17 protein-coding genes, 1 pseudogene and 1 riboswitch are annotated in these 21,488 nt (G+C 49.7%); of the genes and pseudogenes, 4 read left to right on the top strand and 14 right to left on the bottom strand.

Annotation, left to right across the window (positions count from 1 at the left end; genetic code table 11):
• Nucleotides 1-66: 66 nt before the first annotated feature.
• The 4 genes from I8U19_RS06705 to I8U19_RS06720 form a co-directional block, all read right to left on the bottom strand.
• Nucleotides 67-495 carry a glycosyltransferase family 2 protein gene (locus I8U19_RS06705; RefSeq protein WP_033100357.1) on the bottom strand — a complete coding sequence of 143 codons (429 nt, stop codon included), beginning with the start codon at nt 493-495 and terminating at the stop codon, nt 67-69.
• Nucleotides 496-575: 80 nt separating this feature from the next.
• The gene (locus I8U19_RS06710) at nt 576-1,316 is read right to left on the bottom strand and encodes a response regulator transcription factor (protein ID WP_198055531.1); all 741 of its coding nucleotides are present in this window, start codon (nt 1,314-1,316) and stop codon (nt 576-578) included.
• A gap of 183 nt (nt 1,317-1,499) precedes the next feature.
• Entirely contained in the window at nt 1,500-2,699 is a 1,200-nt protein-coding gene (metK, locus tag I8U19_RS06715; protein WP_033100359.1) for a methionine adenosyltransferase, read from the bottom strand.
• A 206-nt stretch (nt 2,700-2,905) separates the two neighbouring features.
• Complete coding sequence (locus tag I8U19_RS06720; protein ID WP_198055532.1) at nt 2,906-5,203, bottom strand: S8 family peptidase; 2,298 nt, start codon at nt 5,201-5,203, stop codon at nt 2,906-2,908.
• A gap of 218 nt (nt 5,204-5,421) precedes the next feature.
• On the opposite strand from I8U19_RS06720, the gene I8U19_RS06725 reads away from it, so the two are divergent.
• The 3 genes from I8U19_RS06725 to I8U19_RS06735 all read left to right on the top strand — a co-directional run bounded on the left by I8U19_RS06725 (nt 5,422) and on the right by I8U19_RS06735 (nt 8,520).
• On the top strand, nt 5,422-6,492 hold the full coding sequence (locus I8U19_RS06725) for an LCP family protein (RefSeq protein WP_198055533.1): 1,071 nt from the start codon (nt 5,422-5,424) through the stop codon (nt 6,490-6,492).
• 268 nt (nt 6,493-6,760) lie between these two features.
• Nucleotides 6,761-7,810: an LCP family protein gene (locus tag I8U19_RS06730; protein WP_198055534.1), complete on the top strand. Its 1,050-nt coding sequence runs from the start codon at nt 6,761-6,763 to the stop codon at nt 7,808-7,810.
• 65 nt (nt 7,811-7,875) lie between these two features.
• Nucleotides 7,876-8,520, top strand: coding sequence for a YigZ family protein (locus I8U19_RS06735; RefSeq protein WP_198055535.1), 645 nt, complete (start codon nt 7,876-7,878; stop codon nt 8,518-8,520).
• Between the two features lie 27 nt (nt 8,521-8,547).
• Here I8U19_RS06735 and I8U19_RS06740 read toward each other — a convergent pair whose 3' ends face one another.
• The 7 genes and pseudogenes from I8U19_RS06740 to I8U19_RS06775 all read right to left on the bottom strand — a co-directional run bounded on the left by I8U19_RS06740 (nt 8,548) and on the right by I8U19_RS06775 (nt 15,756).
• Nucleotides 8,548-9,345, bottom strand: a complete 798-nt coding sequence (locus I8U19_RS06740; protein ID WP_152568508.1) for a MetQ/NlpA family ABC transporter substrate-binding protein — start codon at nt 9,343-9,345, stop codon at nt 8,548-8,550.
• Nucleotides 9,346-9,360: 15 nt separating this feature from the next.
• The gene (locus tag I8U19_RS06745; RefSeq protein WP_033100363.1) at nt 9,361-10,014 is read right to left on the bottom strand and encodes a methionine ABC transporter permease; all 654 of its coding nucleotides are present in this window, start codon (nt 10,012-10,014) and stop codon (nt 9,361-9,363) included.
• Nucleotides 10,015-10,020: 6 nt separating this feature from the next.
• Nucleotides 10,021-10,971: a methionine ABC transporter ATP-binding protein gene (locus tag I8U19_RS06750; RefSeq protein WP_198055536.1), complete on the bottom strand. Its 951-nt coding sequence runs from the start codon at nt 10,969-10,971 to the stop codon at nt 10,021-10,023.
• A 78-nt stretch (nt 10,972-11,049) separates the two neighbouring features.
• A riboswitch (SAM riboswitch) is annotated at nt 11,050-11,159 on the bottom strand.
• Nucleotides 11,160-11,693: 534 nt separating this feature from the next.
• Nucleotides 11,694-12,338 (bottom strand): sugar transferase, encoded by a 645-nt coding sequence (locus tag I8U19_RS06755; protein WP_033100365.1) that lies wholly within the window; start codon nt 12,336-12,338, stop codon nt 11,694-11,696.
• Nucleotides 12,339-12,559: 221 nt separating this feature from the next.
• Nucleotides 12,560-13,498, bottom strand: a complete 939-nt coding sequence (locus I8U19_RS06760; RefSeq protein ID WP_033100366.1) for an SDR family oxidoreductase — start codon at nt 13,496-13,498, stop codon at nt 12,560-12,562.
• Between the two features lie 295 nt (nt 13,499-13,793).
• Nucleotides 13,794-14,119, bottom strand: a pseudogene (locus tag I8U19_RS06770) (aldehyde dehydrogenase family protein); the annotation flags it as partial.
• Entirely contained in the window at nt 14,116-15,756 is a 1,641-nt protein-coding gene (locus I8U19_RS06775) for an acetolactate synthase large subunit (protein WP_198055538.1), read from the bottom strand. The pseudogene I8U19_RS06770 and the gene I8U19_RS06775, both read right to left, overlap by 4 nt.
• Nucleotides 15,757-16,051: 295 nt before the next feature.
• On the opposite strand from I8U19_RS06775, the gene I8U19_RS06780 reads away from it, so the two are divergent.
• Nucleotides 16,052-16,951, top strand: coding sequence for an LCP family protein (locus tag I8U19_RS06780; RefSeq protein WP_033100370.1), 900 nt, complete (start codon nt 16,052-16,054; stop codon nt 16,949-16,951).
• A gap of 404 nt (nt 16,952-17,355) precedes the next feature.
• Here I8U19_RS06780 and I8U19_RS06790 read toward each other — a convergent pair whose 3' ends face one another.
• The 3 genes from I8U19_RS06790 to I8U19_RS06800 form a co-directional block, all read right to left on the bottom strand.
• Nucleotides 17,356-18,462 carry a glycosyltransferase family 4 protein gene (locus I8U19_RS06790; RefSeq protein ID WP_160173825.1) on the bottom strand — a complete coding sequence of 369 codons (1,107 nt, stop codon included), beginning with the start codon at nt 18,460-18,462 and terminating at the stop codon, nt 17,356-17,358.
• A gap of 151 nt (nt 18,463-18,613) precedes the next feature.
• Nucleotides 18,614-19,999: an O-antigen ligase family protein gene (locus I8U19_RS06795; RefSeq protein WP_152568510.1), complete on the bottom strand. Its 1,386-nt coding sequence runs from the start codon at nt 19,997-19,999 to the stop codon at nt 18,614-18,616.
• Between the two features lie 6 nt (nt 20,000-20,005).
• Complete coding sequence (locus tag I8U19_RS06800) at nt 20,006-21,472, bottom strand: lipopolysaccharide biosynthesis protein (protein ID WP_198055540.1); 1,467 nt, start codon at nt 21,470-21,472, stop codon at nt 20,006-20,008.
• Between the last annotated feature and the right edge of the window lie 16 nt (nt 21,473-21,488).

Raw genomic sequence — 21,488 nt, forward strand, 5'->3', positions numbered from 1 at the left:
CTTTTTTCCAGTGGACATCAAGAAAAAAACCCAAGGGACGGCTGATCACATCCCCGGGGCTTTTTTTCAGGCAAGACTCCGTTCCGTATCCTGTGAGGAATCCGAATCCCGCAGGTCGAGCACAAGCCATTTTTCCGTACTGTTCCTCTTCGACTCAAGCCATTCCTTGATTCGCTCTTCCGCTCCTTCACCAGGGGTGATGCGAACGATCTCCAGATTGGGATAGCGCTGTTTTAACCGCTCGAGGATCAACAGCGTATCATCGGTCGAGCCCACGTCGATGCAGGTAATTTTGCCTGCTTTTTTCCTTTTTGACTTGTTGGAAACATGGTAAGAGCGAATCATCCACTCGACGGAATGCTGGCTGTTTTTGGTGATCATGACCAAGTGCACGGCTTTGTTGTGATAATAATTACCGAAATAATGGGACAACTTTTTTGCCAGATAAAACATGACAATATAAAGGGCTACACTCCACAGAACCCAAAGTTCCATCGTATTGCCCCTCCTTCTTTATATCTTATGCCAAAAAGGTAGGGACTGTGACACAGACCTCGACTGATAACAGGCTCTTTTCAAATCAATTGAACCCATCCATACTTCATCGCGAGCAAAACCGCCTGCGTCCGATCTTGAACATTCAGTTTATAAAGAATATTACTGACATGGTTCTTAACAGTTTTTTCGCTGATAAATAAATGTTCACTGATACTTCGATTATTTTTACCCTGTGACATTAATCGTAAAACTTCCATTTCCCGATAGGTGAGAACCTCTTGCCACGGGATGGAAGGAGTCAAAGCGTAATGATAACAAATACTCCCTTCCATTCGGCTCAATCTTCGAAATTCGTTCACCAGTCTTCCCATCATGATCGGGTGAATATACACGCCCCCGTGTGCAATCACGCGAATCGCTTCAATGATGGGCTCTACTTTCATATCTTTTAACATATACCCGGCAGCGCCGGAACGAATCGTTTCAATAACATAAGGGTCAGCATGCTCAGAAAGGATTAACACCTTGGTTTGAGGAGCCATTTGACAAAGACGGTTCGTTACTTCCACTCCGTCGATCCGCGGAAGGTACAGATTGATGACGGCAACATGCGGTTTGGTCGATCCGCAAAGAAGCGGGACATCAATTCCGTCCGTACACTCCCCCACCATCACCATATTCTTTGTCCTCTTGATGGCTGTTTTAATTTGCTCCCGGTATTCGGTGTCGGAGTCTGCCAGTAAAACCCGGATCAGCGGTTGGATGTCCGTACCTGAAAATTCACTTCCTTCGAGGTGGCCTGTCTCCGGCTTCCTCATGGGCAAAGGGGTCACTCCTTTCTCGCAATATTCACCCTTATTCAAATTTTACCACGAACAAAACAGTTATGAAACAAAAAAGAAGGCGAGAAGAAAGGAAAAAGAGAGAATGAACGGGGAATTTGGCAGAAAAAGTCATCAAAAAAGAAAAAGGGCTGAGATTTCGTTTCTCAGCCCTAAAATTTAAAGCCCCGCTTCTTTTTTCAAGGTGTCGGCAAGATCCGTGCGTTCCCACGGCAAATCGACATCCGTGCGGCCAAAGTGACCATAGGCAGCCGTTTGACGGTAGATCGGGCGGCGCAAATCCAATTGGCGGATAATGCCGGCCGGGCGCAGATCAAAGAATTTCTCTGTCAATTCGACCAATTTGTCTTCACTTACTTTCCCGGTGCCAAACGTATCAATGCGGATGGAAACGGGACGGGCTACCCCGATGGCGTAAGCAAGCTGCACTTCGCACTTGTCAGCGAGTCCGGCAGCAACGATGTTTTTCGCTACATAGCGGGCGGCATAGGCTCCTGAGCGGTCAACCTTGGTCGGGTCTTTGCCGGAGAAGGCACCGCCTCCATGACGGGCATAACCTCCGTAAGTATCAACGATGATCTTACGTCCGGTCAAACCGGCATCTCCCTGCGGACCGCCAATGACGAATCGTCCGGTCGGATTGATGAAGTACTTGGTATTATCATCGAGCATCTCTTTGGGAACAATCGGCAAAATCACATGTTCCATGAGATCTTTCTTGATTTGCTCCAAAGCGACATGTTCGGAGTGTTGGGTGGAAACAACCACCGTATCGATGCGTACAGGTTGATCTCCTTCATATTCAACGGTTACCTGCGTTTTTCCGTCCGGACGCAGGTATTCCAGCGTACCGTCGACACGCACTTCATGGAGACGGCGTGCCAGTTTATGGGCCAATGAGATCGGGAGCGGCATCAATTCCGGTGTCTCATTGCAAGCAAACCCGAACATGAGTCCCTGGTCCCCGGCGCCGATCGCTTCAATCTCATCTTCCGTCATCGAACCTTCGCGTTTTTCCAATGCAACATCTACACCCATTGCAATATCGGGCGATTGTTCGTCAATAGAGGTCAAAACGGCGCAGGTTTCGGAGTCGAAACCGTATTTTGCCCGGGTATAGCCAATATCCTTAATCGTTTGGCGCACAATCTTCGGAATATCAACATAGCATTGGGTGGAAATTTCCCCCGACACAAGCACCAAACCGGTAGTGACCGAAGTTTCGCAAGCGACGCGAGCATTCGGATCTTTTTCCAAAATGGCGTCGAGAATGGCATCGGAAATCTGGTCGCAGATTTTATCCGGATGACCAACCGTAACCGATTCTGAAGTGAACAGGCTGCGTTTTTGTTCTCCCATTCATTCTCCTCCTTGCTAGCAAAATGACGCAATAAAAAACCCTTCCCATCGAGGAAAGGTTTTTGATTATCAGTTCATCCTCGAAACTCCCCGCCAGACCGTCAACCAGCCTGGAATAAAGCTTTATCCAAGTGAAGGGAACCTGTCTCTACATCATCAATAGAATAACCTAAAGAATAGGGAATTACAACTGTTGCTTTGGGGATTCACCTTCTGTTTTTCTTCCACTTTTTGTTTTTGAGTTGGATCTGGTAGAGAACCGGGCCACCCTCTTCCGTTCGCACCCGGATATAATGCCGCCCGGAGGGGAGGGACAGCGTTTGGCTGAATCGCTCTCCTTTCGCCAGCGTCACGGTCCCGCCGGACAGAGCGTAGAAATGGTGATCATAAACAGCCCATTCCAACCTTTTTACCGGCTGATCCGCCTGATAGAGAAAGGTGACTGTCTCTTCTCTGGTGCTGCTTATAACATACCAGTCCGGGATTCCGCCACCTGCCAATACCCCTTTCACCCACTTGGCCGAAGATAGTAAAGCCGCTTTGTCCGGAGTGGAGTGATCTTTTCCATCCCCGATTGCCGGCCGGACCGTTATCACCAGATGATAAGGTTCACTGATGATATTCCCCCCGTAGTCGGAAACGGAAAACAGCAGATCTCCTTTCCCTCCGGGAACCCGCAGGCTCTCCGCTTCACCGGCTCCATGTTGATCTATTTTCCAATTGTGCCAATCGTCTTGCGGCATTTGCAGCAATACGGGGTCAAACCTCGGAGTCAACGGTTCCACTTTCACTTCCGCTTCACCGGAACGGGGCAGGGGTAGCCGGTACCAATCCTGATCCCCCTGCTTGTGAAGAGTTGCCTCGATGACTTCCTGCTTCCCCGGAAGCGCCAACTGTGCCGCCTGGGCCAATCGGTCATTTGGTTCATAACGATCCGCCCGCGGAATGAAATTTACCTGAAAGCTGTACGAGACAGGGACATCGCCGGCCGGGGAGGAGAATCCCAGAAAGACGTCATTTCTCTCAACCGGTACCCGCAACTGGTTCATCCCTTGCAACTGATAGGAGCGGACATCCTTTTCTTGCGGATTTTCAACAAACAACCTTGTTTTTTGAAAATGCCCGCGATTCTGCCTGAGATGAATCACCAGCGTTCCGGGACAGGGCAACTCCAGGCGGAACCAGTCCCGGTCACCCGGACGCAGAACGGCATCCATCTCCTGATCCAGGGACAGGGACATCGCCTGATGACGCTCATCATTCGGTTCATAGGGATCCCGTTTCAGCTTGCCGGAAAGCGCCCGGGCAGCATCCAAAATCCCGAACCCTTTTTGCCGGTCCCATCGCGGTTCCCCCGGTTTCTTTTGTGCCGTTTGCTTAAGGAGTTGCCGGATCTGCCCGGGAGTGTAATCCCGATGCCGCTGCCAGAGAAGAGCGGCCACTCCCGCTGCTTGCGGAGCCGCAAATGACGTGCCGGAATCCGTGGTAAAGCCCCCGCCCAACCGGGTAGTGGCAATCCGGTTTCCGGGAGCAGTCAAATCGAGACCATCCCCCTGGTTGGAGGTCGGTTCATGCAACCCGTTATTTTTGACCGAACCGACTGCCAGAACAGTGGGAAATGCCGCCGGATAATAAAGAGGCGAATCGTAGACGGTGTTGCCATTAAGATCGGATTCTGCATTTCCGGCAGCAGCAACGACCAACACTCCTTTTTTCTCCGCATCCTGCACCGCCTCTTCCATCAGCTTGGAATAGGTCCAGCTGCCCTGTGCCAGAACGATGATATCCGCCTTCCGCTTAATGGCCGCTTCCATCCCCTCAACTGTATAATATACTTCTCCGTCGCTCCCGTTCTCCATCACCTTGATCGGCATGATTTTCCCCGCTCCGACCGCTCCCTCCCGGCGCAGTCCGCCCCACGTCGCCGCTACCACCCCGGCCACTTCTGTCCCGTGCCCAAAGTGATCCTGAGGCGCTTCCTGCCGGTTGAGAATATTGACTCCCGGCACGAGCAAAGGAGAAAGGTCGGGGTGATGCAAATCGACGCCGGTATCGATGACCGCCACGATCACCGGACGGTCTGAAGGGGAGGAGGGTGGAACTTTGCTCCAGGCTTCTGACGCCCGAATTTGCTCCAGGTAACTGAAAGACAAGGACGATTCCCGTTCTCTTCCTTCCAATCCTCCTTCATTCAGCTGATAAGATCGGTCGCGCTGCATGTACCGTACGTCGGCGGCAGCGCTCCAACTATTGTGCCAGCTGTTCACATCCACGCCTTTTTTGGGACGAACCAAGTCGATTTCACTGCCTGCCAACACAAATTTCCGCAATAAAACCGCCTGATGCCAAAATGCGGGATCTGCCTTCTGCTGCCAGGCAACAATCCAGTTTTCCTGCCAAACTTTTTCAGTTTGGCTTCTCCCAAAATCCGGGTAACGGGTGACAGGGAGGAAAAAGCACCCTGCCAGCAGAAGGATGCTTAGGAGAGCACGTATAAAAGGCATATCATCTCACCAATTGTTCTATTATTTTCAAAAACAATACGCAGAAATGTATAGATACTTACGAATTTATTATATAAAATAAAAAAACGTAGACCTCTGTTTTACTACAAGCCTTACAAGCATTTCTTCCAATCTTTTTCCCTCTGTGAACTTTGTCTTTATCATTTCCATTGTGAAATGTGTTCGTATGAAAAAATTTCGGCAAGTGAGGAATTAAAATGGAAAGAGTAGAAAGAAGCCGCATTCATCGCGTGCGGAAAAAGCGAAAAAAGAAGTGGACTTTTCGTATTCTTACAGTCTTTATTCTTCTTATTTTAGGTGTCGGTGCATACTTCGGCACGCAGATTTGGGGCGCGTTTGCCAACAGCGGCAAAAAATTGAGCAAATCGGACTTGCGGACGTCCCAAGTTGAGTTTCAAAAAGACCCGTTTACCGTGTTGCTGATCGGGACAGACCAGAGAGGACACACAGCAAACTGGCGCTCCGATGTCCTGATTCTCGCCGCGGTCAATCCCAAAACGAAGTCGATCAAACTGGTCAGCATCCCCCGGGATGTCTATACTGAGATTCCCAATTCCGGCGGAGTCAAAACCAAAATCAATGCTGCTCCTTACTATGGTTACAAATCGGGCGTCGGTCAGGTGCAAAATATCCGCTTGGCGATCGAGCACGTTCTCCACATTCCCGTCGACTACTATGCCAGAATCAATTTCCAGGGATTTGAGGATATCGTCGATGCTCTCAACGGGGTTGACGTCAATGTGAAGTTTCCGTTTCACCAGGCAGCCATTGGCGGGAAAATGGTTTACTTTGAACCTGGAGAACACCATTTAAACGGCTCCGAAGCGCTCGCGTACGTCCGGATGCGCCATCAGGACCCCAAAGGCGATCTGGGACGAAATGAACGGCAGCGGGAAGTTATTTCCGCACTGATCAACAAGATGGCCAGTGCAGAAGGCGTGTTCAATTTCGGCGATGTGATGAAGGCAGTCGGCAATAACTTTGAAATGAGTTTCCAGGCCACCGATATCCCTGCCCTGATCGAACTGTACCGCAGCATTCCCCAACAAAACATTGAAACGCTGCAGGCAAATGTAACGTTTGAAAAAATCCCCGGTGTCGGTGATGTGGATATCCTGAACCAGGCCGAACGGGATCGCATCAATAAAATAATGTCTGAGCAACTGGGAATCAAACCGCAACCCGGCGGTACCACCGGAGCTGGAGTTGGCACCGATGATTCCAATCAGTCAAACGGTCAATCAACCGGTGAAAGCGATAGCTATTGAGCTGTCGCTTTTTGCTTGTAAATTTGTGTTTTCGTGAACGTATGTTGTAGGCCGGATTCCTGATGACCGGTCAGCGAAGCCCCCTCCCATCCTGATTTCGCTCCCCCCACGCAGACGGATCATTTCCGGGTTACAAGCTTTTATCGAACTGTAACATTTTATTTTGAAAAAAGTTATATAAAATCCGGCCACCTTTCGAATAAATAATATAGAATGATCTATATTATGCGGATTCATACTTCGCTTCACAGACAGGGTGGGAAAAGAAATGGCTGACCAGATAAAGTCTCCTGTCAAAAAAAAGAAAGGGAAACGTATTTTTCTTACACTTCTCTCTATTGTCATACTTGTCTGCGTCGCTTTGGGATTCAGTGTTGCCTGGCAGATGTGGGGGGCACTGGCGGCCAACAGCGGAAAAAAGTTGCCCAAATCCGATATGCGGACAAAACAGGTGGAGATGAAAAAAGATCCGTTCACCGTTCTGCTGATCGGCACCGACCAGCGGGGGCACTCCAAGGACTGGCGCACCGATGTGCTCATCCTGGCCGCCGTCAATCCCGAGAATAAGTCCGTAAAGGTGGTAAGCATCCCACGGGATTTGTACGTTACCATCCCCAACACCAATGGCATGAAAGGCAAAATCAACTGGTCTGCAGCCTACGGCACAAAAGTGGGGCCGGTCGAAAACACGAGAAAAGCAATCGAAAACCTGTTGCAGGTTCCGGTCGATTCCTATGCCAAGATCAATTTTCAAGGGTTTGAAAACATTGTTGATGCCCTCGGCGGGGTGGACGTGAATGTGAAATTTCCTTTTCACCAGCGGGCCATCGGCGGAAAGATGGTTTACTTTGAACCAGGGAAACATCATTTAAACGGCGCGGAGGCTCTTGCCTACGTCCGTATGCGGCATCAGGACCCGCGGGGCGATTTGGGGCGGAATGAACGGCAGCGGGAAGTGATCGCAACCTTGATCGATCAAATTGCCAGCACCAATGGTTTATTAAATTTTGGTGATGTGATGAAGGCGGTCGGGAACAATTTTGAAATGAGTTTCAATCTGTCGGACATCCCGGGCCTGATCAACCTGTATCGGACAATCCCCAAGGAGAACATCGAAACGGTTGAAATGAAAGTCACTTTTGACCGGATTCCCGGTGTGGGGGATGTCGACATTTTGCATTCATCCGAACGGCAACGCGTGATCACGATCTTGCAAGACCAATTGAATTTTCATCCCGAACCGGACGGAAATGCGGCAATTGACTCTGAAGGCTCCCATACAGGGGTGAACGGTACGGAAGAAAGTGGCGGCAAATAAAACCCGCCACTCTTTTTTATGGCCATTTTTCTCTTTATAATAAATTATGGAAGGTAGTGAACAAAATGAACCAAAAATATCGCACCATTGGATCTTTTGGCGAAACGGAAATCATCATTCAAAAATCACGCTTTATCTGCCGGGCGAAAAGGGTGGAATCGGAAGAAGAAGCAGTTCAATTCATTCATGACATATCCAAACAGCACTGGGATGCCACCCATAATTGCTACGCTTATCTGGTCACTGAGCTTCAACAAAAATCGTCCGATGACGGGGAACCGGCGGGAACGGCAGGACGGCCCATATTGGAAGTGATCCATGCCAAAGACCTCCTCTACACGGCCATTGTCGTCACCCGATATTTTGGCGGCATCAAGCTGGGGGCCGGCGGACTGATTCGCGCCTACAGCCAGGGAGCGGCCACGGCGATCGAGGCGGCAGGAATCATCGAACGCATCATGCACCAGGAAGTTCTGCTCACCTTTGATTACTCCTTTATGGGAAAGATGGAACACGAACTGCACAAAACGGGATATCTGCTGGAAACGCCGCAATTTACCGACGTGGTCACCTGGCCCGTCTGGACACCTGCAGGCGAAGAACAGCAGTTGATTGCAAAAGTGACCGATTGGACACACGGCCAGGCAAAGATCGTCCTGGGAAAACAAGAATTTAAAGAACGCGAAGAAAGACGCCCCCACGAGAAGTGAGAGCGTCTTTCTTCTGTTACTCAGACTTTAAAATGCCGGGATGATGGCACCTTTATATTTTTGCTCAATAAACTTTTTGGTGTCAGGCGAAGTGAGGGCTTTCGCCAGCTTTTGAATGCGCGGGTCGTTTTCTTTCCCTTTCTTCACAGCCAGCACATTCACATACGGGGAATCCTTGCCTTCAATGATCAAGGCGTCTTTCGTCGGATTCAAATGGGCTTGCAAGGCATAGTTCGTATTGATTACATCCAAGTCGACATCATCGATCACGCGGGGCAGCATTGCCGGTTCCAACGGTTTGAATTGCAGCTTTTTGGGGTTGGAAACAATATTGTTTACTGTTTTTACCCCTTTGTCATTGTCCAATTTGATCAGGCCGTTTTTCTCCAACAGGAGCAGTGCGCGGGTAACTTCGCTGGTTCCGTTCGGAATGGCGACGGTGGCTCCGTCTTTCAGCTCTTTAATATTTTTAATCTTATGGGAATATGCCCCCATCGGCTCAATGTGAACCCCGACGACTTTGACCAGATGATAACCCTTCTCTTGGTTGGTCGTGTCCATCCAGACGATGTGCTGGAAATAGTTGGCGTCCAAATCGCCTTCTTCCACTGCTTTATTTGGCAGGACATAATCCTGGAACACTTTGATGTTCAAATTTACGCCTTCCTTGGCCAAAATCGGTTTTACGTGCTCCAGAATCTCCGCATGGGGAACGGCGCTGGCACCAACGGTTAACGTATTGGACGATTCTTGCTGCTGCGAGCAGGCTGTCAGCCCGACCAGAGAAAGGACAGCCGCAAGAAACACCGAAAACAATCTTTTCATCAACTAGCACACCCCTTATCTTTTATCCAGATAACGCGCAATCGCATCGCCAATCACTTGAATGATTTGCACCATGACAACAAGAATGAGACCGCAAGAATACAACATGCCGTTATTGAATCCCTGAAAACCGTAACGGTAAGCGGCATCTCCCAGTCCGCCGCCGCCAACGATCCCGGCCATTGCCGAAAAACTGACCAAAGAGACACAGGTAACGGTCAAGCCGGAAACAATGGCTGGCAGACTTTCAGGAAGCAACACTTTGCAAATGATCGTCAAACGGCTGGCTCCCATCGCTTGCGCCGCTTCGATCACGCCTTTGTCAATTTCGCGAATCGCAGTTTCGACCATGCGTGCATAAAAAGGAGCAGCTCCTGCAATCAGCGGGATGGTGGCCGCGGTAGGTCCCAAAGTGGTTCCGATCAAAAATTGTGCAACCGGGAATAAGAAAAGAACGAGGACGATAAAGGGAACCGCGCGAAAAATGTTTACCACGAGCCCCAGCACTCGTTGCACAAAGCGATTCTCACAAAAATAACCGCGATCGGTCACCACCAGAAGCACACCCAGCGGAATTCCCAGCAAAAAAGTGAACAAGGTAGAGATCCCGACCATGTACAACGTCTCATTTGTAGCTTGCCAAACTTGATCCCAGGCTATTTGTTCCATAAATTGTCACCTCCGGTTAAGCAAATTTACCGCTTCTTCCACCTCTTTGTTCTCCCCGGACAGTGTGACCTGAATGCTCTCTTCCGCTTCGCTGACTTCACCGGTCACCTGGCAGGTAAGACCGCGGTCTTTGGCGATTTGCGCCAGTTGCGGCAACTTGTCCAAGGAAACGAACAGGGTTCTGCCGCCTTCTTTGACTACCTGCTCTTCGCTTGTGCCCACACCGTAAATAAATTGCCGGGTCAATGGATGGGACGGCGACTGAAAAATTTGCTCCACCGCTCCGGTCTCCACCACTCTGCCACTTTCCATGACGGCCATTTTGTTGCAGATTGCACGGACCACACTCATCTCATGGGTAATCAGAACAAGGGTAATCCCGGTATCCTTGTGAATCTCCTTGAGCAACTGCAAAATCGAAGCCGTGGTCTCAGGGTCAAGAGCCGATGTTGCCTCATCACATAACAGGACATCCGGATCATTGGCCAGCGCACGCGCGATCCCCACCCGTTGCTTCTGTCCCCCGCTCAATTGGGACGGATAGGCATTCGCCCGGTCAGCCAAACCCACCCGTTCAAGCAGGTGATTTACCTTCTCATCGATCTTCTGCTTGGGCACTCCGGCGATTTCAAGCGGAAAGGCGACATTATCCCTTACCGTACGCGACCAGAGCAAATGGAAGTGCTGAAAAATCATGCCGATCTTTTGGCGCGCCTGACGCAGCTCTTTTGTTTTCAACGCGGAAATATTCTTGCCATCGACGATGACTTCTCCGCTCGTCGGGGTTTCCAGACCGTTGATCAGGCGCAGCAATGTACTCTTCCCGGCTCCGCTGTAACCGACAATCCCAAAAATATCGCCCCGTTCGATTTTGAGGGAAACTCCCTGAAGAGCGGTTACGGCCGCCCCTTTGCCACGTGCCGGATATTCTTTTATCACATTATTGATCTCGATCATTTTTTCACCACCTTTAATCACACTAAAAAACCCCTTTCCACGCAGATGCAGAAAGGGGATAAACGCCGTTATCGCCTTCTCTCATCTGCCAGGGCAATTGCCCTGCAGGAATTGGCACCTTTCTGTCCGGGGACAGATGGTTGCCGAGGGGTCATCGGGCCTGTTCCCTAACCCTCTCTCGATAAGAGAAATTCGCGTTGATTTCATTGTATCATCAAACTGAAATATAAATTATCACACAGAACATTATTAGTCAATAAATAAAATTATTTTATCTTTACCTAAAATCAGGAAAACAACGGACAAGCGGGTGCAATGGACCTGATCCATAAAACAGAATAATGAATTTGATCCGCGCATGGTAATCGAATCAACATAACTGTTTTCATTCATATCTCAACTGTTACTCTGACATTACATTTCGTTAACAAAACGCTATTTTCTCACTAGCCCTCATGTTCGTGGCGTATAATATAGATACATCCTTCCGTTAAATGGAGGTGCCCGACATGGAAACAACTCTGGTTGTCGGCAAAGCCTTTTGGATCGGAATATTGAATGCTTCCTGTTTGAGCATCCCGTTATGGCTGTTGATTTATTACTGCTTGCGGCTCTGTTTTTAAACGCCGCTGGTGCACCTGATGCTTAAAATAGAGACAATTATCATTCATGTTCAATATAAACGCAAAACGGGTTGCCCCTGACTGGCACCCGTTTTTGGCCTAACGCGCTCCGTTACCGGAAAGTACAACCCAGACGGTACGCAACAGGATTTGCATATCGATTTTGAAAGACTGATGTTGAATGTAATACATATCCATCTCAAACTTTTCAGCAGGGGTAGCCTCATATCCACCGTTTACCTGCGCCCATCCCGTCAAACCGGGCTTCACCAGCAAACGCTTTTTAAATCCGGGAATTTCCTCGGCAAACTGCTCGGTAAAGACAGGGCGCTCCGGACGCGGACCAATCAAGCTCATATCGCCGCGCAAAATATTGATCAACTGAGGAATCTCGTCGATCCGCGTCTTGCGGATAAATTTGCCTACCCGGGTTACGCGCGGGTCATTTTTGGCTGCCCATTGCGGCCCGTTTTTCTCCGCATCCGTCCGCATCGAACGCAGCTTGATAATGTAAAACGTCTTTCCATTAAGCCCTACACGCTCTTGTTTATAAAAAACCGGGCCCGGCGATTCCAGCTTGATCGCGATCATGGTCAAAAGCAATACGGGTAACGTGAAAATCAACAGGGCAATCGAAAAGAAAACCTCAAAACCGCGCTTAAAAGCGGGGTACAGTGAAGAAGAGGTGGAAACTTTGCCCGAAAACGCGCGCGAATTGCTCTCATAGGCCATTTTTGAACGCATCCGCTATCCACTCCTGCTGTGTATAGTGATCAAAGGTCAGTTCCCTTATGTCCGTAAGTTAAGTTTACAAAAATGACAGTAACATTACAGTAATGTTTCAACGATTACTGTAACCAAGTATACTGTAGATGGCCCTGAAAAACAATAGCCGATTTGTTAAAAAAGAATGGATTTCGGGCCGCTTGTTGCGAAATTGTGTCCTCCGGATTCCTCTTTAGTTTCTACATTTCTTTGTCCATTTTACGGTAGATATCCTGGTAATATTCGTAGGTTTTACGCAATCCTTCCTCAAGTGTCACTTCCGGCTGCCAGCCGAGTACCCGGCGAATTTTTCCATTGTTGAAATAGCTGTGCTTGATATCCCCCTCCCGTTCGGGGCCGTATTCCACCTTGTTTTCATACCCAGCGATCTCATTAAAGCGCTTTACCACTTCATTAAGCGATGTGCTGACACCCGTGCCCACATTGAACACTTCACCATCTCCTTGTGACAGGGCCATAATATTGGCTCGAGCCACATCTCCCACGTAAATGTAATCGCGGGTCTGCTCCCCGTCACCAAAAACAGTGAACGATTCACGGCGCAGATATTTATCCACCAGGATGGAGATAACGCCGCCTTCCCCGCGCGGGTCCTGTCGCAAGCCGTACACGTTGGCGTAGCGCAAAATCGTGTAATTCAATCCGTAAAGTTGACGGTAAATCGCGAAGTAGTGCTCGGGTGTATATTTCGACACGCCGTAGCCGGACAACGGAGCGACCGGGTGCTTTTCATCGATGGGCAGGTATTCGGGATTTCCGTAAATCGCTGCCGAGGAAGCATAAACCACTTTTTTGACACCGGTTTTGCGGCAGGCTTCAAGCAGATTAATGGTTCCCAAAATGTTCACGGTTGCATCAAACATCGGCTCTTTCACCGAGGTATGAACATGGATTTGCGCCGCCTGATGGATGACCGCTTCGGGCCGTTCGCGCTCAAACACATTCAACAGATCGGAATCGGTGATATCTATTTGGTAAAAGCGGGCTTTTTCATTTATATTTTCTTTTCTTCCGGAGGAGATGTTGTCAACAATAACCACTTGATCCCCTTTTTCCACTAACTGATCAACAATATGCGAACCGATAAAACCGGCACCGCCGGTCACTAACACCTTCATCGACAATAAACCCCTCTCCAATTAGGTTGGTTTTTCTCCCTCGACAAAGCGGAAAACACTCCCTTTGTCTGTAAATAATCTTACCAACTGGACAAATAATAAGCAAAGGGAGCTTATAAATAGAAGCTTTACAATTCTGTCAACAGCCATTCGCCCGGACGCAAAAAAGACCAACCGCCGGCAAACGGTCAGTCTTTTGCTCCCCTTTTCCGATATTCAAGTTCATAATCTCAAATTCCCCCGACGGAGATGTATTTCGTTCCCAAATGCTCCTCAAGGCCCTGCCGGCCTCCTTCAGCGCCGGGCCAAGCTTGCAAGTGATCATCGCCGCCGGGAAATTCCACGGGGTGATTGCCACGACAACTCCGACCGGGTGCTTGATCACAAACAGGCGCTTGCGGGGATGGGAGGCCAAAATGGTTTCTCCATAAATGCGTTTTGCTTCTTCGCTGTACCACAGAAGAAAATCAGCCGCGTCATTGTCGCTTTTTTCACATCCTCGGGAGCGGCATCCACCACCCGGCCCGCCACCTCCCCCGTCGCCGGACCGGTCAGATCAAACAAAGCGTTGGACTTCGCGGACACCCATTTGCCTTCGATAAATAATCCGAATTCCCTCATCTTGTCTCATCTCCGCAACCGAATCTGATTTTCTCTTCCAACTTAAGATTCTCCCTGTAATCGACCGGACAATCAATCAGAACGGGCCCTTCCGCATGAAGAGCTTTCTCCAGCAGGGGACGCAACTCTTCCCCTTTCTCCACCCGACAGCCCTCTATTCCGAAGGAACGCGCCAAATGGACAAAATCGGGATTGCCAAACGTCACATGGTGAGAATGGCGGAACTTTTCCAACTGCTTCCACTCGATCAAGCCGTAACCTCCGTCTCTCCACAGCAGAATCACCAGCGGCAGTTTTAGCCGGGCGGCGGTCTCCAGGTCTTGCACATTCATCAGGAATCCGCCGTCGCCGCAAACGGCCACCACCCGGCGCTCCGGCTTCACCAATTTGGCTGCGATCGCCCCGGGAAGCGCAACCCCCATCGTTGCCAGTCCGTTGGATATGAAACACGTATCAGGGGCAAACACGGGAAACATCCGCCCGAGCCAGACCTTGTGCGCCCCGACGTCGCATACAACGAGATCATCGTCATTCATCGCGGCGCGCAGGTCATATAATATTTTGGACGGTTTTAGCGGAAAAGCCGTGTCCTGTCCGGCCTCTTCCCACTCTTGGCGAATTTTCCTCCGCAACTCGGCAAACGGAGCCGGTAAGGCCGTTCGCTCCCTTACCAGCTCCGTCAAGCGTGCCAAATTGCATGACAGATCTCCGATCAGGCTGGCAACAACCGGATAATGGGCATCCACTTCCGCTTCTTGCCAGTTGATATGAACCACCTGTTTGCGTTCCTTATTCCAGCGAACAGGCGAATATTCGATATAATCATAGCCGATGGCCAGCACGAGATCAGCTTTGTCAATCGCTTCATCGGCCCAATCGCGCCCCCATGTCCCGGCGGCGGCCAGATGCGTGTCCAGCCTCCATGACACCGCTCCTTTTCCCATAAACGTTTCCAGGACAGAAGCACACAGCTTCTCCGATAAAGCCGCTACTTCCCGGCTCGCCTTTCCGCGAAGAGTGCCCGCTCCGGCTAAAATGAGCGGCATCTCAGCCGCATTGATTTGCTCTGCCGCCCGTTTCATGTCAATTTCCGCGGCTTCCACCCTGCCCAGGGCACTTGCAATCCCGGTAACGCTGTCACCTTCTTTTACGGCCAGATCTTCCGGCAGTTCAATAAACACGGCACCCGGCTTCTCGCTCATGGCCAGGTTGAATGCTTTCTCAATGGTTTCCCGCGGCGCGGACGAGTGGCGAATCGTCGTGCTCCACTTCGTAATCGGGCGGAAAAACTCAGGCAAATCCACCATTTGGTGGGAAGGATGATGCAGTCGGTTCGTCTCCGCCTGCCCGGCAATCGCGATCAAAGGGAGACCGTCAGCATTGGCAGTCGCCACCCCTGTCGCCAGGTTGACCGCCCCCGGCCCCAATGTGGACAGGCAAACACCGGGAATCCCCGTTAACCGGCCAACCATCGCTGCCATCATCGCTGCGGTTTGTTCATGTCTGGTCAAGATAAATTGAATGGAGGAGTTCCGTACCGCTTCCAGAAAATCAATATTTTCTTCCCCGGGAACGCCAAACAGATAGCGAACCCCTTTTTCCTCCAGAGACTGAACCATTTCCTCCGCAATATTCATTGCCAACACCTCTTTGGGATGTCTTTCTTACTAGTTGTTTCCGAAGCCGCTTTCCGGAAAACACAGGATCGGATTCAATGCAGGTTCCAAAAATCATCCTCGATCATTGGCTGAATATTTGTTATAATGCAAAAAGCCATCTGTAAATAAATTCAATTTATTGAAAATAACGATAAGAGAGGCGCCATAAAACGCCATCGGCACAGAACCAATCAGCCGGTGGGATCGTGGGGTTATGGAAAATGAGCGCGGTCTTCGTTGCCGCCACAATCTGGACAAGTGAGGGGAAAACACATTGAAAAGACGATTTTTGCGCATTCTTTCCGTCCTGATTTTCGCCATGGTCATCGCTTTTGCCTATTATGCCTATCAGATCTGGCTGGCGATGGGACGAGCCTATGATCCTTCGACGCGCATCAAATCGAATAAAAGGCAAGAAGCCGTCTCCTTGACAAATGATCCGGTTTCGATCTTGCTTCTGGGCGTCGATGAACGGAAAGGAGACATCGGAAGATCGGACACGATTATGATCGCTGCCATTAATCCCCAAACGAAAACAGCGATTCTGACCAATATCCCGCGCGATACTTTGGTAAAAATCCCGGGAAGGGAAGAAAAAACGAAAATCAACCACAGTTATGCCTACGGAGGTGCCCGGCTGACCCGGCTCACCGTGGAAAATTTTCTCGATTTACCGATTGACGCGTATGTCAAAATCAATATGCAGGGATTAAAGGAAATTGTCGATGAACTGGGCGGGGTGGATGTAGAAGTGCCCTTTGACTTTACATATGAAGGAGTTCATTTCACCAAAGGGCCGATGCACCTGAACGGCAATCAGGCGCTGACCTTTGTGCGCATGCGAAAAGCGGACCCGAACGGGGATTTTGGACGCATCAAAAGGCAGCAGGAATTGATCCGGGCCATCCTTCAAAAAGGAACCAATTGGGGTTCACTGACCAAGCTGGATAACGTCATGGAAAAATTGGGCGACAATATCAAAACGGACATCCCTCCCATCGAGTGGATCAAGCTGCAAAACCTGTATGCGGGAATCTCCGGAAACCGGATCAAGACCGTCACTTTCCGGGGAGAAGACGCAATGATCAACGGGGTATATTACTTTAAGATCAGCCAGCAGGAAGTGCGGCGCGTTCACGATATTTTGGCCAAACAATTGGAATACACCGAGTGACACAAAATGCAAAAAGGATGCTTTGGTCCGAAAGCATCCTTTTTGAAAACTCCGGATAATTCTCTCATAAAAGAAAGGCTCGCCAAACGGATTGGTTTCATCCGTTATGTAAGCGAAATATTTACACACGGAGCGGCACAACTTATGTCCGCAATCAAACAGGTAAAGGCCGCCTTGCGGTTCATCTTGGAGATTTGCGCGCTGGCCGATTCTGTTACTGGGGCTTCAAAACAGGCAAAGGCCCCGTCATGAAAGCAGTGCTCGGCATCGGCGCACCGCTGGTCACCACCATTGTCCGGGGGGACTTTCGTCGCTCCGGCCGCACAAACCTGGCAATCAGTTTTTTTATCTGCAGCGCACAACAAAAAAGCCCCAGCCATCGACCGATGATGACCGGGGTTTCTTCAGCTCAATAATTGTTTGTACAGCGCAAGGAGTTTCTTTTCTTCCACATGCCAGTTATAAATCTCTTCGTGCGCCCGTCTTCCGTCAGCCCCCATCTGTTGGCGCAACGAATCATCCGTCAGGAGCTTGGTGACTTTCTCAGCAATATCCTTGGGATCGAGAGCGTCAGCGATAAAGCCGCAGTGACTGGTTTCGACAATTTCGCGCCACAGGGGAAAATCGGTTGCGACGAGGGGCAAGCCGGCCGCCATATACTCAAACATCTTGATCGGCAAGGATTCACGGTAATTTTCAACCGGGTGGAGGCAAACCAGCCCCACTTTCCCCCTGGCCAGCCACTCCTGAACTTCAGCAAATGAAATCCGTCCATGCAAATAGATTCGCTTTTGCGCCAATTCCTCCTGATTCTGGTCTTCCGGAGCAATATGCTGCAGAGGGCCGATCAGATGGAGTTCTGCCTGCAGCTCTTCAGGCAGATGATCCATCATCTGAATCATCTCCTTATAGCCGCGTAAATAGGAGATTCCCCCCACATACAAAATCCGGTTGACCTCATCTTCCCGCTTGTCGAGCTTCGGCATGGGCAAAGGATAGTTTTTAATGACTGTCACGTTTTTTGCCGTTTTGAATTGATCGCGAATCGAATCGGTTGCCGTGACGACAGCGGCCAGTTTTTTGGCCAGGCCTTTTTCGACCTTATGCACCAGACGGGATAAAGGACCGCGGATTTTTTGCGGAATCCATGGTTTGGTGTGAATCTGTTTGGGCAGGTCCTCATGCGAATCGTAGATCACGGGGCAACCGGTGATCCAGGTGAGCAGCACTCCCCACGGAAGCAATTCGGGATCATGAAAGTGAAACAGATCCGCTCCGCTTTTGAGTGCCCTTCGAAACAGAGTAAAACCGCACGTCAGCCGTTTCCATTTTTTATTCACCCGTTTGACGCCGAAGATCCGTACACCATCGATCACCTTTTCCGCAAAATCAGCGACGGCATGAAGTTCTACCTGATATCCTTCTTTCGCCAATGATTTCGCCTGTTTGTGAAAAATGCGCGAATCATCGTAGGGATGAACCGAACTGAAAATCATGACTTTTGCCGCCACAAACGCTTCTCCTTTCACTGTGACAAAACGACCTAAAAGTATCTGTCTCCATATTACAAAATAATAATCCCGCCCAACATAGCAATCTTGATATTTTCTTAAGTTTGTCAATAAAAAACGGCTATTCTTGATAGCCGTATCCATTAAACATTTATTGGGTTTTCGCGGCCTTTTGATTCTCCCCGACAACAATCACCGCCAAACTTAATCCATAAATCACCCACATCGGAGTGAAACCGATACATGTGCTCGGCGCCATTGCCCCGAAGAAAAAACCGGTCAACGAAGCCAGACAGGAGTACGCGCCCCAGCGCATTACCGGGCTTAATGACGGTGAGTGTTTCAGGCTGGCCAATTTCCACAAACGCCACAACATCCAGACATAGAGCGCCATATAGAGAACAAACACGATTACGCCGAAATTGACGAGGATTTCCGCCCACCAGTTGTGAATGTTGACTTTGTTTACTTTTACGCCGTATTTATCCATCCAAGCCTCGACGTTACCGGCACCGACACCCATATAATGGGACTCTTGCAGGAATCTCAACCCGTTCAGGATAAGATATTTGCGGACAGTGGCACTTTCACCCGTTTCCCCTTTGACCACATCATCGCTCCCGTCGTCCAGGCTCCAGTCCGAATGCTGGACGTCCATGATGAAGCCAAACGTGCTGGACAGTTTCGTCTTCGCCTGCTCCCGTGCCTCCGGGCTTAAAAACAACTGGCTCAGCACATTGACCGTAATCACCGCGGCGATAATGGCAATCAATGCCGTGGCCAGGTTCTTTTTGGTGATACGCTTGCGTTCCATGACAAAGGTGAGGCCCACCACCAGGACAAGGGATGCGAGCGGCAGGGCAAAGGAAGTGTTGCTGCGCGATCCCGTAGCCATCAAATCGTACAAGGCCAGGATCCCGGTGATATAGATAAACCATTTGTGCTTTCGTTTCAAGTTCAGCATATAGAGTGCCGAGATCAAAAACGGAAGGGCAATCGTAATGCAGCTGGCAAAATCATTTTGATTCCTGAACACCGTAGTCACACTTGCCGAGGCTTTGCCAAACACAGCCGAGGTCGGAAGATGGAGCAGCGTGATCGATTCAAATACCCCGAAGAAAACGATCGAAGCAAAGACCCAAAACAGGATGCGGCTCGTCTTCCAGAATTTCTGCTCCGTATCGATAAAATAAGGAAAGGCAAGGGACAGCGGCATCATAAACACCAAATAACTGAGATAACGGACAGCATAGCCATAATTCATCACCCATGCCAGGCTGACAACACCGTAAAGAAACCAAAACGCGAAAAATGTCACATACCAGCGAACCGGCATCATATGTGAAGCCGCCAGTTGTTTTTGTCCCACCAGGCGCAAAACGAAGCCAGCCGCCAGCAGAACAAAGGCAACGCGGAAAAATGTCAAACGAAAGTCCGCCACCGGGACGCCAAAGGAGGGTCCCAGCAGCGCAAAAACAATCATGAGATAAAACAATGTTTCTAAACGCTTCTGTCTAGGAAACAACAGCTCACTCACCAACTCTCACCCTTTTCCACCTAGTTTAGGCAATGCCCGACCGATTCGATTCAGTGAACGAATGGAAAACAGCCCGGTTGCAAACACAGTGCCCATCGTCACTCCCAGTGCCAGCAAATAATAGAGCCATGCGTTTTCCAGATGGTTGGCTTGCACATAAGTAATGCCGATCATGGAGATAAAGAAGACTGCGAGATAGATGGCAATCGAGCGAAACCGGAAGTTGATAGGATATACCTTTTGGTTTTGATAGTACACCCAAACGATGACGATCAAGTAAGCCAATACGGTCATGGAAACCGAACCCCAGATATTGAAGATCGGCACCAGGATCAGATTACCCACCAAATAAACAACAGCTGCAATCATAAAACCATAGGAAATCACTTTGGTTTTCTTTTTGATCAGCAAACCGACACCGAACACGTTTTGCAAGACGTTGAAAAAAGTGCCGAGTGAAACAGCCCAAACATAAATATATCCCATACCATAACCGTGTTTTCCGACGGTGTAAAGGCCGTAGATCCATTGGATAAAAAAGGTTAAGATCATGACCGCGAGCGTTCCGACCACAAGCAGAGCCCGGCCGACCAGGGCGAACAGCTCCGGAGCATCTTCACGATCTTTGATCGACATGGAAAAAGGCCGCCATGCCAGCTGAAACGGAGAGGTGATCAACACAATAATGCTGGCGAGCCGCATCACCGCTTCATAAATGGCGGCGTGTTCCGGCGAAGCCAAATGGTAGATGATCGGTCTGGAAACGGAACTCATCGCCCAAAACGCCAGCAAGGTCGGAAGGAGCGGGGCTCCGTAACGAATCAGATCCGATAAGTGCCGGCGTGAGATTTTCAGGTGAAATTCCCCTCGGAACAGATAGAGCAAAATGAGAGCCACACCTACTTGACCGATCAACTGTCCGTAAAAGATCCCCATGACCCCGTCGTGAAAATAGGCCAAAAATAAAATGCTCAGGAGATTAGAACCGATCACATAGGCCATACTAAAGATGTTAAAGGTCCAGACCCGGCGGCTGTACCGGGCATACCCCAAAATATGCTGAATCACAATAGCGCCAACTGTCGCAAGGAAAGCAACCGGCAGCAAATAGGTATAATTTTCACTATTCGCATAAAGTGCGTCTGTCAAAGGCCCGCCAAACAAGTAAACGAGCAGGGTGAAAACGATACAGGTTCCGGCACTGAAAAGAAGTGCATTGGTAAAATAGATTCGGCGGTCTTCCACCGTCTTGGCATCATAAAAATAAAAAGCCATCGCGGCATCTGTACCCAGAATGCAGACGTACTGGAGCACCATGGTCACGACATTGGTCTGTCCCCAGTCAGCGTATTTCCCCATGCTCAGGTAGGCGATAAAGACGGGGCCAAGCATGGCCGAAACCAGCTTGTTCCCCATGGTTGCGATGGCAAAAGCGGCAGAATCGGAGAATAATCTCTTTATATATTGTTTCATACGCTACACCTTTTCC

Origin of the sequence: Thermoactinomyces sp. CICC 10523 (assembly GCF_016055105.1) — a bacterium.
GTDB lineage: Bacteria > Bacillota > Bacilli > Thermoactinomycetales > Thermoactinomycetaceae > Thermoactinomyces_A > Thermoactinomyces_A daqus.

Excerpts from the sequence above, each read along its gene's own strand:
- I8U19_RS06705 (WP_033100357.1), bottom strand. The coding sequence starts at position 495 with ATGGAACTTTGGGTTCTGTGGAGTGTAGCCCTTTATATTGTCATGTTT.
- I8U19_RS06710 (WP_198055531.1), bottom strand. The coding sequence starts at position 1,316 with ATGAGGAAGCCGGAGACAGGCCACCTCGAAGGAAGTGAATTTTCAGGT.
- metK (WP_033100359.1), bottom strand. The coding sequence starts at position 2,699 with ATGGGAGAACAAAAACGCAGCCTGTTCACTTCAGAATCGGTTACGGTT.
- I8U19_RS06720 (WP_198055532.1), bottom strand. The coding sequence starts at position 5,203 with ATGCCTTTTATACGTGCTCTCCTAAGCATCCTTCTGCTGGCAGGGTGC.
- I8U19_RS06725 (WP_198055533.1), top strand. The coding sequence starts at position 5,422 with ATGGAAAGAGTAGAAAGAAGCCGCATTCATCGCGTGCGGAAAAAGCGA.
- I8U19_RS06730 (WP_198055534.1), top strand. The coding sequence starts at position 6,761 with ATGGCTGACCAGATAAAGTCTCCTGTCAAAAAAAAGAAAGGGAAACGT.
- I8U19_RS06735 (WP_198055535.1), top strand. The coding sequence starts at position 7,876 with ATGAACCAAAAATATCGCACCATTGGATCTTTTGGCGAAACGGAAATC.
- I8U19_RS06740 (WP_152568508.1), bottom strand. The coding sequence starts at position 9,345 with ATGAAAAGATTGTTTTCGGTGTTTCTTGCGGCTGTCCTTTCTCTGGTC.
- I8U19_RS06745 (WP_033100363.1), bottom strand. The coding sequence starts at position 10,014 with ATGGAACAAATAGCCTGGGATCAAGTTTGGCAAGCTACAAATGAGACG.
- I8U19_RS06750 (WP_198055536.1), bottom strand. The coding sequence starts at position 10,971 with ATGATCGAGATCAATAATGTGATAAAAGAATATCCGGCACGTGGCAAA.
- I8U19_RS06755 (WP_033100365.1), bottom strand. The coding sequence starts at position 12,338 with ATGCGTTCAAAAATGGCCTATGAGAGCAATTCGCGCGCGTTTTCGGGC.
- I8U19_RS06760 (WP_033100366.1), bottom strand. The coding sequence starts at position 13,498 with ATGAAGGTGTTAGTGACCGGCGGTGCCGGTTTTATCGGTTCGCATATT.
- I8U19_RS06775 (WP_198055538.1), bottom strand. The coding sequence starts at position 15,756 with ATGAATATTGCGGAGGAAATGGTTCAGTCTCTGGAGGAAAAAGGGGTT.
- I8U19_RS06800 (WP_198055540.1), bottom strand. The coding sequence starts at position 21,472 with ATGAAACAATATATAAAGAGATTATTCTCCGATTCTGCCGCTTTTGCC.